Source organism: Bacteroides faecalis (assembly GCF_003865075.1).
Lineage (GTDB): Bacteria > Bacteroidota > Bacteroidia > Bacteroidales > Bacteroidaceae > Bacteroides > Bacteroides faecalis.
Window position 1 is genome coordinate 404,475 of sequence record NZ_BHWB01000002.1, and the last position, 14,181, is coordinate 418,655.

At 35.4% G+C, this 14,181-nt stretch carries 11 protein-coding genes; 10 read left to right on the forward strand and 1 reads right to left on the reverse strand.

Going from position 1 to position 14,181, the window contains the following annotated elements:
- Positions 1-7 precede the first annotated feature (7 nt).
- The 10 genes from EJF25_RS04510 to EJF25_RS04555 all read left to right on the forward strand — a co-directional run bounded on the left by EJF25_RS04510 (position 8) and on the right by EJF25_RS04555 (position 11,884).
- A complete protein-coding gene (locus EJF25_RS04510; RefSeq protein ID WP_125040222.1) occupies positions 8-643 on the forward strand; it encodes an RteC domain-containing protein in 636 nt (211 codons plus the stop codon).
- 145 nt (positions 644-788) lie between these two features.
- Positions 789-1,121, forward strand: a complete 333-nt coding sequence (locus tag EJF25_RS04515) for a helix-turn-helix domain-containing protein (protein ID WP_065762702.1) — start codon at positions 789-791, stop codon at positions 1,119-1,121.
- Positions 1,122-1,405: 284 nt separating this feature from the next.
- Positions 1,406-1,990, forward strand: a complete 585-nt coding sequence (locus EJF25_RS04520) for a BfmA/BtgA family mobilization protein (RefSeq protein WP_125040223.1) — start codon at positions 1,406-1,408, stop codon at positions 1,988-1,990.
- A gap of 4 nt (positions 1,991-1,994) precedes the next feature.
- Positions 1,995-2,960 (forward strand): DUF5712 family protein, encoded by a 966-nt coding sequence (locus EJF25_RS04525; protein ID WP_125040224.1) that lies wholly within the window; start codon positions 1,995-1,997, stop codon positions 2,958-2,960.
- 122 nt (positions 2,961-3,082) lie between these two features.
- Complete coding sequence (locus tag EJF25_RS04530) at positions 3,083-4,864, forward strand: KAP family P-loop NTPase fold protein (protein ID WP_125040225.1); 1,782 nt, start codon at positions 3,083-3,085, stop codon at positions 4,862-4,864.
- Positions 4,864-5,598, forward strand: a complete 735-nt coding sequence (locus EJF25_RS04535; RefSeq protein WP_028729003.1) for a Qat anti-phage system associated protein QatB — start codon at positions 4,864-4,866, stop codon at positions 5,596-5,598. The genes EJF25_RS04530 and EJF25_RS04535 overlap by 1 nt, the downstream gene beginning before the upstream one ends.
- Entirely contained in the window at positions 5,588-6,919 is a 1,332-nt protein-coding gene (gene qatC / locus EJF25_RS04540) for a Qat anti-phage system QueC-like protein QatC (protein ID WP_125040226.1), read from the forward strand. The genes EJF25_RS04535 and qatC overlap by 11 nt, the downstream gene beginning before the upstream one ends.
- Positions 6,916-7,626: a TatD family hydrolase gene (locus tag EJF25_RS04545; RefSeq protein ID WP_125040227.1), complete on the forward strand. Its 711-nt coding sequence runs from the start codon at positions 6,916-6,918 to the stop codon at positions 7,624-7,626. Before qatC ends, EJF25_RS04545 begins: the two co-directional genes overlap by 4 nt.
- A gap of 544 nt (positions 7,627-8,170) precedes the next feature.
- The gene (locus EJF25_RS04550; protein WP_125040228.1) at positions 8,171-10,057 is read left to right on the forward strand and encodes an FISUMP domain-containing protein; all 1,887 of its coding nucleotides are present in this window, start codon (positions 8,171-8,173) and stop codon (positions 10,055-10,057) included.
- Positions 10,058-10,069: 12 nt separating this feature from the next.
- Positions 10,070-11,884, forward strand: coding sequence for a FimB/Mfa2 family fimbrial subunit (locus EJF25_RS04555; protein ID WP_125040229.1), 1,815 nt, complete (start codon positions 10,070-10,072; stop codon positions 11,882-11,884).
- A 228-nt stretch (positions 11,885-12,112) separates the two neighbouring features.
- Here EJF25_RS04555 and EJF25_RS04560 read toward each other — a convergent pair whose 3' ends face one another.
- Positions 12,113-14,173, reverse strand: a complete 2,061-nt coding sequence (locus EJF25_RS04560; RefSeq protein WP_125040230.1) for a polysaccharide lyase family 8 super-sandwich domain-containing protein — start codon at positions 14,171-14,173, stop codon at positions 12,113-12,115.
- Positions 14,174-14,181: the final 8 nt, after the last annotated feature.

A 14,181-nucleotide genomic window follows, 5' to 3' on the forward strand; every position in this document is an offset into this window, starting at 1 on the left:
ATTACTTATGCCAAAATGGAATCTTTCAGATCAGAATATATATAGTCTTCTCAACTCTTCTTGCACAAAAGAGAATTTTGATGAAGCCCAATTACTTATGGCATATAGAGAATTTGTAAAATCCGTGATTGCCTTTTTGAATAATGAATCAGATTACAAAACTTTAATTAGAGAACTAAATCTTACCTACATAGAATTTGAAGCACTAAAAAATAGTTTAGAAATCAGAAGAGATTTCTGTTACGAAGCAAAAAGTATAACATGTAATAAGATACTTTCATTTATTAATAAAGAACTAGATCTACTTCATCATCAAATGGAATTTCCCAAATTCTTTATTAACATTGAAGCTGGATGGAAATCTACCTTACACCTAAATAAAGATATTGCAAAGTACATCGACATAATGGAAATCGTATGTGGACTTTATTATCTAAAATGTATTACAACAGTTGATGGGAAGGAAATACATTTTAGTGATTTAGCCAATGCTTTTGAAAAGCTGTTTAACATAAAATTCAGTGATATTTATAAAAAAGAAGAAGAAGTAATCAAACGCAAGCCAGATAAACGGACAGCCTTTTTGGATAAACTGAGAGCTGCAATCATTGAAAAGTGTAAGGAAGAGGGATATTTTCCATAGGAATTCAATACAGATATTCAGGGTATTAAGTATTATTTATCGGGGAATAGGTGATCTATTCCCCGAATTTATTTGCATCCATTTTCAGAACTTTGCTTCATCAATCGATTGAAAATCATGAATGTTCAACTTAAAATGAAGCAAAATGTATATAGACAACGAAAACTTTGAGAAATGGATGGAGAAGCTATCCAAAAAACTCACTGAAATAGGGCAAGACTTAAAATCCCTAATCAATACCGATAAAGTATTAGATGATAATGAAAAGATACTCGATAATCAGGATTTAGCCTTTCTTCTGAAAGTATCTTTCCGAACGCTTCAACGTTACAGGGTAAGCGGACAACTACCCTACTTTACCATCGGAAAGAAAACCTACTATCGAGCGAATGATATTCGGGCTTTCGTTCGTGAACGTGCCGACTTTCAAACCTACAAACAGTTTGAAAAAGCTAATCAATTAGAGAATCAACCGTGAAAGCAAAAGGTAGCAAATTTAGGAATGAAGCAGTGCTGTTCCTTCCTTGTGCTACCACCCTAATTTAGCTGAAACAGCTACGCCTTTCGGCTTTGCTCGTTTCGCTAAATTGAGCAAGAGGGAACTGGACAAGTCCTGTTCTTCCCTCTTGCTCTGCGAGGCAAAGCCTTAAGCTTTAGTGTGTTACAAGAACACGCTGTAATGACACCTGTAATAATCATTTCCTTTTCAATGCTTATTGTCAGGTATTTATCTATTCATATTTCTATAAAAAAGTAATTACCATGCCAAACAGCAGTCGAAAAACAATATTTACTACCATTTCCATAGACAAGGAAACGGCAGCTTTGGTAGAGAAGATATGCAAACGCTATTCACTGAAAAAGAGTGAAGTTGTAAAGTTGGCGTTTGGGTATATTAATAAGGCACATATCAACCCATCCGAAGCACCTGAATCCGTAAAATTGGAACTGGCGAAAATAAATAAGAGACAAGATGATATAATCCGTTTCATCCGTCATTATGAAGAAGAACAACTGAATCCCATGATACGGGCAACAAATTCTATTGCTTTGCGCTTCAATGCTATCGGTAAAACTTTGGAAACTCTTATTCTCTCTCAATTGGAAGCCAATCAGGAGGGACAAACAGCCGTGCTTAAAAAGCTAAGTGAACAGTTCTGTAATCACGCTGATGTGATAAACAATCAGTCGAAGCAAATTAACGCACTCTACCAGATACACCAACGGGATTATAAAAAGTTACTTCACCTGATACAACTATATTTGGAACTTTCTGCTTGTGGTGTAATGGATAGCAAAAGGAAAGAGAATCTGAAAACCGAAATTGGTAATCTGATAAACACATAGAGTTATGCACATAGATTTTGCCCCGCCATCAAATGGAACATATAATAATTCTGGGAGTTGCCGACAGCTAGCAAATTATCTGGAACATGAGGATTTAGAAAGGATGGAAAAAGGTATTTATACCGAAGGCTTTTTCAATCAGACAAAGGACAATATCTATAAATCAAAAGTTATAAAAGATATAGATAGTAATATCGGGCAACTGCTGAAAACGGATGCTAAGTTTTATGCTATTCATGTCAGCCCATCGGAAAAAGAACTCCGAGCGATGGGTAATACACAACAGGAACAAGCCGAAGCAATGAAACACTATATCCGTGAAGTGTTTGTTCCTGAATATGCTAAGAACTTTAATAAAAAACTATCTGAAGCAGATATAAGGTTTTACGGGAAGATACATTTTGACCGTAGCCGTTCCAACAACGAACTGAATATGCACTGTCATTTGATCATTAGCCGGAAAGACCAAGCCAATAAAAAGAAGCTATCCCCGCTTATTAATCACAAGAACACCAAGAACGGAGTAATCAAAGGTGGCTTCAATCGTGTGAATCTGTTCCAACAAGTGGAACAGGGTTTTGATAGACTGTTTGGCTACAACCGCCAAGAATTAGAATCGTTTGATTACCGCAACACTATGAAGAACGGTTCTATCTCCGAACAGCTTAGACAGCAAGAGCAAGAACTTCAATCCAATGACAGAAAAATAGGAATCAATCAAAAAAACTTGTTTCTTACCAATCTTGAAACTTTGGAAGCTAGAAATCAAACTCTCAATACAGATACTTATATTACTACTAACCAAAAGATAAACAATTCTGACGAACAATCATCCCATCAAGCTAACAGTCAATTGCTTAACTCGTCAATATCCTTTTTTTCTACCAAAAGTGATTTATTATCATCTTCTAGCATATCGGAAGAGGAAAAAGCAAAACATAAAAAGAGAAGAAAATATAAGCGAAGATGATGAAATCAATCAAAATTACTTTTATTCAAAAAAAACACTCCTATAGAGCTTATAAGTTAATCTTATTTTATAAATTTGTAAAAGTGACATTAAACTAAGGCAAATATAGAACATCTACGACTATGTGGCAAGATAATATTTCAAAGAACGATATGCTTGGATTCGATTTACATGCTCGAATCATAATTGCCCTTTTACAAGAGCAAAAAATGTTACCACTAACTTTGGGCGTTTTTGGAGACTGGGGAAGTGGAAAATCCAGTATTCTTGAAAAAATATATGAAGAATTAAAAACAAAGTCTTTCCAAGACAAAGGAATCTTTACAATTCAGTTTAACGGATGGACTTTTGAAGGCTATGATGACGCAAAAGCCGCCTTAATGGAAGCAATAGTAAAAAAGATAGAAGACGAATTTAAAACTATTGAGGAGGTAAAATCTGTTGCTAAAAGACTATACAAGTCAATAAACTGGATGCGTGTAGCAAAGGTAACAGTTCCTATGGCTACCGCATATTTTACAGGTGGAGCTTCTATCATTCCTCAGATAATATCTAATTTAAAAGAATTTAAAGATGCTCCTCAAAAAATAATAGACTTACTTTGTAGTGATAAAGCTGAGGATAAAATAAAGGGATTTATAAAAGAGAACCCAGACACTCCTAGTCAAGAAAGTCAATCCATACGCGAATTCAGAAAAGATATGACGGAATTATTAGCCAAATCAAATATAAAAGAATTAGTCGTTATAATTGATGATTTAGATCGCTGTCTGCCAGAAAGAATTATAGATAATTTAGAAGCTATAAAATTATTCTTAAACGTTGATAATACAGCATTCATAATAGGAGCTGATCCTAGAATAGTAGAAAGTGCAATAACACATCGATACAAAGATAAGTTTCCACTAAACCCTAGTATGTCAGATGGAGAAGATGCTATGGACAAAAAAATTGTTAGAGATTATTTGGAAAAACTGATACAAATTCCTTACAATCTTCCTAAATTATCTGATACAGAAGTAAATACTTATATTACTCTACTTTTCTGCGAGAATGCATTTTCGCATGAAGAATTTGAATCAGTTTACCTTGATTTTTTGAATTTTAAAGAAAAAAAGAGATACTCTGCTTATGATATTAAAATAATAAAAAGTCGATTAGGTGAGGAAATTATAAAAAAGTTAGATGATGATTGCTTGCTAATCTGCCAATTATCAGGTTTAATTGCAACTTGTTTAAAAGGAAATCCAAGACAAATAAAGCGTTTTCTAAACATGTATATGTTAAGAAAGAAAATTAAAGATGCTGCACAAATGAAAGATATAAATGAAACTGTGCTAGCTAAACTAATGATATTGGAATATAAATCTCCATCACTATTTGGAGAAATATATCAGGACTTAAATCCTAAAACTGGTAAATCTTCAAAAATCAAGAAATATGAAAAAGCAGAAACTAAAGATTTGCCGCAAAATTGGAAGGACGAATCTACAATACAATGGTTACAGTCAAGTCCCAAATTAGCAGAATTTAATTTATTGGATTATTTTTGGTTATCAAGAGATAAACTAAGTTCTTTATCTTCCTTGTATATGACTGATCCTGAAATTAGAAGTTTGTTTATTGAACTATCAGCTCCAGAACTTCCAGAACCTGTCATAAAAAAAATAGTAGATGAAAAACTCAGAATTTTAGATAAAGAGAAACAACTTTCCTTTTACACACTTCTATCGAATAAAATAATAGAAGATCCTAGTAAAAGAGGGTTGTATCATTTATTTGAATATACAATAGATCTTGAAACCTGTAAATCATCCTATCAAACAACAATATCAACATGTGGATCAAAAGTTCCACCTGCAGCAAAAAAAGCATATGAACGTCTTTTAAATCCTAAAAAATAATGGGAACATCAACTAGTTACAAAGGCTTGAAAGGAACTCCCGGATGGAGAGAATTAAGTACTACTGTTACATCTTCGTGTGGAAGCAGTAAAGATAATGCAGCTCAAAGAGCTTTCTGTAAACATGCGAGCTTTGTCAGAGAGAATAGAAGGGGAAATCATGGAGGGGGAAGTGGAGTAGGACATGCAGGAACTAAAGCTGCCAAGAAACTACAATCTACATTTTCTTCAATTCGCCAAACAGGGCTAAGTCAATCATTAGCCTCATGGGGAATGCTTCTAAACGAACATTCTCAGCCCAAAGATGTCATTAACTTTCTACTTGAACATGTATGTGGTAGTGCTTCTTCTTTAGACGAAGTTGCTGCAAAACAAGCTGAAAAAATGTTATTAGAAGAAATTTGTCTTGATGCCGAGTCAATCCAAGATCTACAAGACAAGTTTCAAGAAACACTTCAACAGTATTCAGATATTCAGTTACTTGTAAGATATTTCACATATTATCTCTTCACGCATTTAAGCCAAAGGTTCTATGAAAGTTTGGTAAGAAAAAAGGGAAAAGACAATGCCGGAAGACTATTTCAAGATATAAAAGATTATATTAAAGAATGTGTCATAGATGTTTCCGCTCAACATGATTTACAAAGAGTTAATTGGAATAATGCTGAGGGGCTTGATATAGAAGAACGTATATTTAATGAAACTTTAAATGCATTTGCAGATTATGAGAATTAATATAGAAAACATTGAATCATACAATGGTAAAATCCAATTTCGACTTTCAGCAATAAATGAAAATCGTTCTTTTAATGGTCTTTTAACAATTGCGTTGAAAGATTTATATGCATATGCAGGTAGTATTGAAGGAGAAGCATTCGATTTGCTTTTACTCGCATCGACAGTTTATGGAATTGATATACTTGTAAAAAGAGAATATATTGCTTCTGATAAATGGAGTAGAGATTTAGAGTTTACGCTTCCTGTAGCAGACCCCGATAAATGGGAAAATGTGCATGATAAAGTAAATCAATTATTACATTTTCTAACAGCTGACTATTGGAATGTTGATTTTGTAAAACGAGAACAAGAACTTAATATACCGAATTATGAAATAAAAAATATATCCGTAGATTCTTATAAAAAAGTATGCTTATTTTCTGGTGGTATGGATTCTTTAATAGGAGCTATTGACTTGCTACATGATAATGAAGATAAAATTTTGTTTATATCTCATTATGACAGTATTTTTAAAGGAGCAAAATCTGACCAAGACAAAATTATTCCTATTTTAAAAGAAAAATTCCCGGAATCATTTGATCATATACAGACCCGAATAGATATTAAAGGAAGTTCTAGAGAAACTACATTAAGAAGCCGTTCTTTTATGTTTTTAAGTCAGGCTATATATGTAGCTAGTAATCTAGCCCCCGATATAGAAATTATACTACCAGAAAATGGAACAATTGCACTAAACCATCCTTTAACAGCATCTAGATATAGCACTTGTAGTACTCGTACAGCTCATCCTTATGTTATAAAAGAATTGAATGAGATAGCTCAAATATTAAGTTTACCTAATAATATAATGAATCCATATGAGTTTAAAACAAAAGGCGAGATGGTGGAAGAGTGTGCAGATAGAGAATTATTTAAAATAACATATCCTTTATCTTGTTCATGTGCAAAAAGGGGGACAAGAAAGGATATTCGTGAAAATCGTCATGCTATTAACTGTGGAATATGTATGCCTTGTATATATCGAAGAGCAGCTCTACATAAAATTGGGCTAGACACCGAAGATATAGGTACAAATGCTTTAAATCCAAATGACTTAATAAGGGATTTAATGCACATACCTGATATGCCTGCTTTCTTGGACTTTTTAGCACATGATCTTTCAAAAAAAGAGATAGAAGCTAATCTGCTTTGTAATGGTTCACTTCCTTTGAATGAGCTTTCAAATTATGCAGATGTTGTAGTTAGAGTAAGAGAAGAGCTAAAAAAATGGATTGAAGATAAGGGAAATGAAGAAATAAAACATAGAATTCATATATGATTATTGATACTCATTGCCATTTTGATATGATGAAGTCCCCTGAATCATATATTCAAGAAATAGAGAATAAAGGGGACATAGTTATTGGCATGACTAATATGCCAAGTCATTTTAAGATGGGAGTTCCTTTTGTTAAGAAATACAAGCATGTCAGACTTGCTTTAGGATTACACCCTTTATTAGCAACTGAACAAGATAATGAGTTGGAGCTTTTTAAGCGACTATTACCACAAACATCATATATAGGAGAAGTTGGGCTTGACTTTTCTAGAGATGGTTATTCAACAAAAGAAAAGCAGATTAAAAATTTTGAATTTGTTCTTCAATGTATAGTTAACAAAAACAAGCTGCTCAGTATCCATTCCAAAAGAGCAGAAGAGACTGTTTTAGAATTATTGAAAAGATACCATATCTCAAATGCAATATTTCATTGGTACAGTGGAAATCTATCTACGCTAAACAAAATATTAGAATGTAATTATTACTTTTCCTTAAATGAAGCTATGATCGAAAGTAGTAATGGTAAAAAGCTAATATCATATATGCCATTGAATAGAATCTTAACAGAAACAGACGCTCCATTCAATAAAAAATGTAATATTAATAACGTAATTGCTTATTTGGCAAAAGAACACAATCTAAGTATAGTGGAAATTGAAAGTACAATTAAAACAAACTTCTATTCATTAATCGATAATGTACAATAAAATAAAATCATTATCTTTGCCCTCAGTATTCTCCATGAGCAAACTACCGCAAAAGCACGTAGCAAATTAGTAGGATGATTCATGAGATATGCTTGAAGCAAAAAATATAAAATTTTAAATATCAGCGTGATTAATCCATTAGGAGACTTCAATGCGATATATAAACAATGAGATATTTGAAGAAAGAATTGTTCTTATAGCGAGCAAAACGATAAAACATAATCGTGTGCTAAATCATGTGGATTTCCAAATGGAAGAAACTATAAAACGGTGATAATCAACAGAGAGAAGATAATAGTTCTCTTGCTGGTGGCACCACAAAAATTAATATATTTTCCCCTTGAAATAAGTATATTTCAAGGGGAATTTGTTTTATCCCCCCTATTACGTAAATTATCACAGATTCTACAGCACAACTAATTAATGCGAATACAATCAATAGCCAATTTAGTTTTGTCAATAAGTAAAAAGTAGTATTTTTGTCGCCGCTTTCAGAAAACGCACCCAATATAGCTTTCTATCATTTAATATTATATATAAAGACATGAATAATTCTAGCATAAAAACCATCATTCCCATTCTATTGGGAACATTACTTTCAGGCGCCTGTTCGAACGATGAGCAAATAGGAAGGGAAGTTGTTCAACAAACTTATTCAGTTGTATTAAAAAGTATTACGATGTCAGGAGAGGAATCTTCTGAAGAACTCAAGGATGTATCTGTTTTCCAGTTCAGTGACGGAGAGCTTTACAAAACAGATTTGTTGAATCCAGGAAAAAATGAACAATCTGAAATTTCTGCGATTAGCGGATCACAACTCTACTTCCTAACCGGATTGGATATACCAGTTAAAGAAAAGGCTACCACTGAAGAAGAATTTCTTAATACTTTCATTGGTGAAGGATTGCATGACAATTCCGCACCGAACTTTATGACTGCGGTTACTGAACTAGAAAGTGGAGTTGTAACACGCGGAAGTGCCAATGTAGATGTAGTCATGAAACATGGTGTGGCTCGCATCGACCTAAATACAACAGCCGACAGCAAGACGAAAATCAAGGAAATTATCGTAGAAGATGCTCCTGCCGAAACTTTTCTGTTCATTGAAAACAAACAGGCATCGAATAAAACGGTAAACTATCGGAAAGAGTTAGCTTCCGACTTCAACGGTGAGCAAAAAGAAATTTTTCGCATTTTTGAGAGCACACGCCCTGTCCATATCATTTTACGTGGAACGTATGACGAAATTCCCATCAGACTGAAAGTGGAATTACCTGTTGTTAAACGCAATAAAGTATACGAATTAACGGTACTCAATGTAGGCGCTACAATAGAAGGAAGTTTTAAGATCAAGCCATGGGAAGAAGGAGAAACAATTATTGGAAAACCCGATACAAATAACCGTATCCTGCTCAATGCATCATATTCAAAGATTCCAGAAGGAGTAAAAGTGGATTATGAAAATAATATTCTGGAAGTACCCGCTACAGGTGTAGATAACATGACATTAGCATTTATGACCGATACTCGTATCGACATATCTTATACGGAAGGTGACGGCAACGGGGCAAAAATAGGAAGTATGTCTACATCGGAAGAAGAAGAAGGTATCATGTCAGCATTCAATGTATCAGTGGATGCACAAGGTAATGGACGTCTGGGTTATACAGTCTTGGTACACCTGAAAAATTCCTTACTCCAGGGGACGTATGACTATGTGGAAATTCGTATAGCTCCGAGCGACAAGCAGATTGAAACCGTAGAAATCGGCGGAAATGTATGGATGGCATTCAATGCACGTAGCCGCAACCTTGATGACCAAATTTATCCATTGGATGGAAGTACAGTTGAAGACATGTATCGCACAAGTTGGATTAACACTGTGGGTGGTTTGTTCCAATCAGGACGTTTATATATGTACATACCATGGCAAGGATATAAGCCCTCTAACAATCTAGGTAATCAGACTGCAGATACTCCTTGGATACACGATACTCACATGCCATGTCCAGAAGGATATCGAGTACCAACTATTGCCGAAATACATTCTCTACTTCCCTCAGAACAGGAAATTCCCGGAATATACAAGGCAGGAAATGGGGAAACAATTATCGCTACTCTCCATGAAGGAGAAGGAAAATTATTAACACCAACTGGTATAACGGGAACTCAACACTATGTGAAATTTACTTCGGAAGACACTAAACGTTATCTAATAATTCCTTTAGCCGGTCAGAAAGGAGATAAAAGTACATCCAACAATCCTAATTTTGGGAAAAGGGCCGTTTTATGGACAAGTGAGCGCAACGGCTGTCCGGGTGGATATGCATGGGCTTACTGGTTGCCCTTTGAAGGAAAAGAGACGACTCATATTAAAAAGCAACAATTACAAATGGAAGCATTTGCCTCTGTACGTTGCGTAAAGAAATAAAGAAGACTAAGTATGAAGATTGCACAAATCACAATGTTATTACTTTGGGTATTCACACTTGCTTCCTGTTCGAGCGATTTCGAACAGGAGGTTGATAATGTATCTCCCTGTACCGGACAAGTAACGTTCTTGTTTGATTTACAAAAAAATGATGTTTTTGCAGTACAATCACGCGGAAGTAAGCCAGAACGAATTACCCATATGTGGTATGCCGTTGCCAACAAAGAAGGAAAGATAATAAAACCCTTATATCAGAAACTGGAGAATGACTTCTCAAAACTAACCATCGAAGGATTGGAACAGGGTGACTATACACTCGTATTCCTTGCCACTACCAGTACGGAAGAAAATGCAATGGAGACAGTTAATACTCCCACACTCTTATCCGATGATTGGTTGATGAACTCAACAGAAAAAATGCCTTTAGATGCTCTTTACTTTTACAAGAAAATAGAACTCCATATCGACAGAGAGCAAACTGGAGTATCAGAATGCGTAACTTTGGAGCGTTGTGTAGGAAGAGTGGATATCGATTTGAAACTGTCATCCGACTATATGTGGAGATTTATCCGCAAAATTGATGTTACGTTCGATGATACTGAAGGGATATATACCACTTTAAATGCAGATGGGCAATATACTGGAGGGAAGAAAGTAGATTCTTATGACATCACTGAGAAATGTTCATTCTATTCGCTGCCGAGTAAGGATGCTCTTTCCGGCTTTGTAACCATCGAGTCAGAGCGCAGTGACGGGATGCTATTCGAGCGTAAATACCGTTTTACCAATTGTAAAATTGAAGCCGGACGAGTAACGCATATCAGTATTGACTATCTTCACCCGGAAAATCAAGAAGGTTTCCTTTATATACGTGAGAAAGATTTCGAACGTTTCCAAACTGATACCATGTTTCTTGCCGACGAGCCACGTGAGATTTTCTATAACAGTGAACGTCGTTCTTTTTATGCAAATGCTCCGTTGCAATTATCCATCTCAAATGAACATAAGCTCCTGGTTAAATTCTTTTCTCCTGTCAGCATCCAGAATGTAACGGTCATGTGCCGTTTTAATAAAATCAGTACGGAATTTTTCAAATTGGCACATTTTGAACAGATATATCCTTTCATGGAAGCTTCGTTTCCCTTGCCTGTAGTTGACTCAGAACGAACATTCACCACTAGTAATGGCCGGAAAGTGGTAGTGCCTGCACAACCCGAACTCTCTAATGATGACGTAACACTTGTAATCCAAACAGATGACCCATTTATAAAAAAAATGGAACAGATAGACAGTCATTGGTTTATACGTTTTTCTTCTTATTCGGCCGATGCCGGCCATGCATACTGGCGGCACATGAATCCACTATTGTGCCGACATGGAGTAGCACTAGCTATCAATATGGCCTTTATGTTCTCTTCTGAAGAATTTAATACAGAAATGAACACTTATGAAGGAAAACTGAAAGATAATGGTGGAAATCCGATCAATTTAGATGTTTTGCGTCAAAAAATCCGCAATCATGGCGGGCTTGTTCTCGGGTGCGTTTCTGGTGTTGGTGGACTTGGTGGTGGTACTACGTATGGATTGGCAAATTATTGTTATACCGGAGTTTATTTTGATGCAACTCCTCCCAATGCTCATCCACACAATTATCCACGCCAAGCCATGTTTCACGAATATGGACATTGCCTAGGCTATAATCATAATAGTACAATGACTTATGGTGATCAATGGACCGTATTATGTGCCACAGTTTTTGTAAATATGGGCAAAGAAGGTAAATTACCTATATGCTCAAAAGAAATAATAGCACAATTACCAATGTAGAATTGATAGTATGTCTACTGCCTTAATAAAACCGTTCAATCTGAACAGATAAACCAAGAACGTCTTTAGGTAATACTAAAGATGTTCTCTTCATATATACACTATACATTTATACTATTTTTTAGTCCTCTGAAATCTTATCCTGTACTACTTATCCAAGAAATCAAACTTTTTTCATATCCTCACACCGTCAAGAATGATCTTTTTCATAATACGTGATTCTCCCAATCAGTAACTTGACACCGTATTTCCAACATAATCACCCGCCGGAAAAGTCAGCAATATATCTTTACCGTTTAATGTGAGTGTGACTTCCTTCTGACTATATAATGGATCAGCAGCCCACACTTTAAATTTCTCACCTTGCTTTTCAATATATACGACCGCTTTCTTATCAGAGCAAAGCGTTATCCCATCATCCAGCACAACCGTTCCCGGCGTATAAAATACAGCCGCATAGATTTGTTCCTTTTTCAATCTTACAGCTTGTAAGAAACTAGTATTCGATATAATCTCATATGTATGTTTCTTCACAAAAGAACGGAAGTTTTTCAATGTGCAATCAGGAACAAGCATATATGCGTAATGCCCGTCGCTAGCTTTAGTTCCATGATCGACCCACAAATTGAAAATATCCCCTGATAATCTTTCTGAACTACCTGAAAGATCTATTTCATTCCAAGCTCCTGTCTGTATCCGGCTACATACATTCCGTTTCGTTTCATCCAAAAACAAATAACCGATCCGGTCATGATAAACCCATTTAGGATTATTCATCTCCTGCCCACTTTTATATTTCCACTCCTTGCTGCCATCATTCACCGTCATACTACCTGTGAAAAAGCACTGATTGACCGTAGTAAAAACCTCTTCAGGTGCTTTAGAGTTAATATCGGCTCCTAAACAAAGTACTACATCATTCATGAAAAAATAAGCTTTCTTAGCCTTTCCCCCCCGATAATCATGTTCATAAGCAATCACTCCATTCTTCCCGTTACTGACTCCACCTGCAAATTCATTCGTTCCAAACAAATATCCTCTTAGTATAGCAGAATCTGCTTGCTGTATAGCCGTTGTACCCGGAAGCATACACCAATTCCACAAAGGATATATATTCTTATATTCCTCACTGGAAGTAAGAATCTGCATTGCCCCTAAAGGTAGATTGTATCCCTTAAGATTCTCATCATTAATCATTTCCGTACCGTTTGTCCGTTTGGAAACGACCTTAGCCGAAAGATAATAATTCTTTCCATGCTGAACCATAATATCCGATTTCCAGAAAAACTTATTCCCCGGAACAGGAAAAGGGCTACCTTTCAAATGCTTTTGCCATAACCGATATTCTTTGGCATATGACGGATCTATCAGAACCATCTTATCCAAAGTACTGGCAGAGATATTAAATATTCCATTTTTACGAGTGATCCCCCGCCCATTAGCACCATGTTCAAAGGTGCTACGATAACCAAAAAGACGTTCTCCATTAAGCATCAGTTCCCTAACAATTTTCAATTTATCAGCATCAAAAAGTTCCTCAAAAGAAGTCCCTCTAGCCAATAAAAAGAAATCGGTCAAATCATTGACATAAGACATTCCATAACCTCCCGAGTATAATTGCGGACGGTGTTGGTGAAAGCTTCCATCAATTTTTATTCCTTCGTCACCTTGACGGGAGACAATCTGAATTGTAGATGCGATAGAATGAAAACCTATGCGAATTAATTCAATGTTATCCTCAATACAACCTTTGTGAATAGTTATATTAGATACCCATGTACGGTTCTTTCCCCGATGCGCTTTATTCCCCGTTTTATCTTCTAAATAGGAAGAATAATACAAAAGCTTATCCTTACTCATTTCATCTTTCAATAAAATTAATGGAACCATATAATCTTGTGGAGCCCCTATATCATTGAACCACCAGTTTTTAGAAACAGGACGCATTTTCAACCAATAATCAAGTCCGGATAAAATCTTACGGTATAATTCTTTAGAACCGGTATATCCACTTCCCTTCTTTCGATAAGCTACGGCCATAGCTTTAAGATACTTAAGATGCGGACCGGCTCTAAAGTTATTTGTAACTGTTACATAATCAATTCCAATAAAACTACCATCCGGCTGCATCATATCCAGGTAACGCGCAATTGCCTTTTTATCAACTTTCACCTCCAACTGTTTCTCCACCAGCCTGAAAGTCAATTTTTCTATTTCTTTCTGAACTTCTGATCCTTTCAGACTAACGCAAAAAAGTATAACCGGAACAAACAGAATTAATCTTCTCATTTCAATAA

Excerpts from the sequence above, each read along its gene's own strand:
- qatC (WP_125040226.1), top strand. The coding sequence starts at position 5,588 with ATGAGAATTAATATAGAAAACATTGAATCATACAATGGTAAAATCCAA.
- EJF25_RS04555 (WP_125040229.1), top strand. The coding sequence starts at position 10,070 with ATGAAGATTGCACAAATCACAATGTTATTACTTTGGGTATTCACACTT.
- EJF25_RS04550 (WP_125040228.1), top strand. The coding sequence starts at position 8,171 with ATGAATAATTCTAGCATAAAAACCATCATTCCCATTCTATTGGGAACA.
- EJF25_RS04560 (WP_125040230.1), bottom strand. The coding sequence starts at position 14,173 with ATGAGAAGATTAATTCTGTTTGTTCCGGTTATACTTTTTTGCGTTAGT.
- EJF25_RS04510 (WP_125040222.1), top strand. The coding sequence starts at position 8 with ATGCCAAAATGGAATCTTTCAGATCAGAATATATATAGTCTTCTCAAC.
- EJF25_RS04530 (WP_125040225.1), top strand. The coding sequence starts at position 3,083 with ATGTGGCAAGATAATATTTCAAAGAACGATATGCTTGGATTCGATTTA.
- EJF25_RS04525 (WP_125040224.1), top strand. The coding sequence starts at position 1,995 with ATGCACATAGATTTTGCCCCGCCATCAAATGGAACATATAATAATTCT.
- EJF25_RS04520 (WP_125040223.1), top strand. The coding sequence starts at position 1,406 with ATGCCAAACAGCAGTCGAAAAACAATATTTACTACCATTTCCATAGAC.
- EJF25_RS04535 (WP_028729003.1), top strand. The coding sequence starts at position 4,864 with ATGGGAACATCAACTAGTTACAAAGGCTTGAAAGGAACTCCCGGATGG.
- EJF25_RS04545 (WP_125040227.1), top strand. The coding sequence starts at position 6,916 with ATGATTATTGATACTCATTGCCATTTTGATATGATGAAGTCCCCTGAA.
- EJF25_RS04515 (WP_065762702.1), top strand. The coding sequence starts at position 789 with ATGTATATAGACAACGAAAACTTTGAGAAATGGATGGAGAAGCTATCC.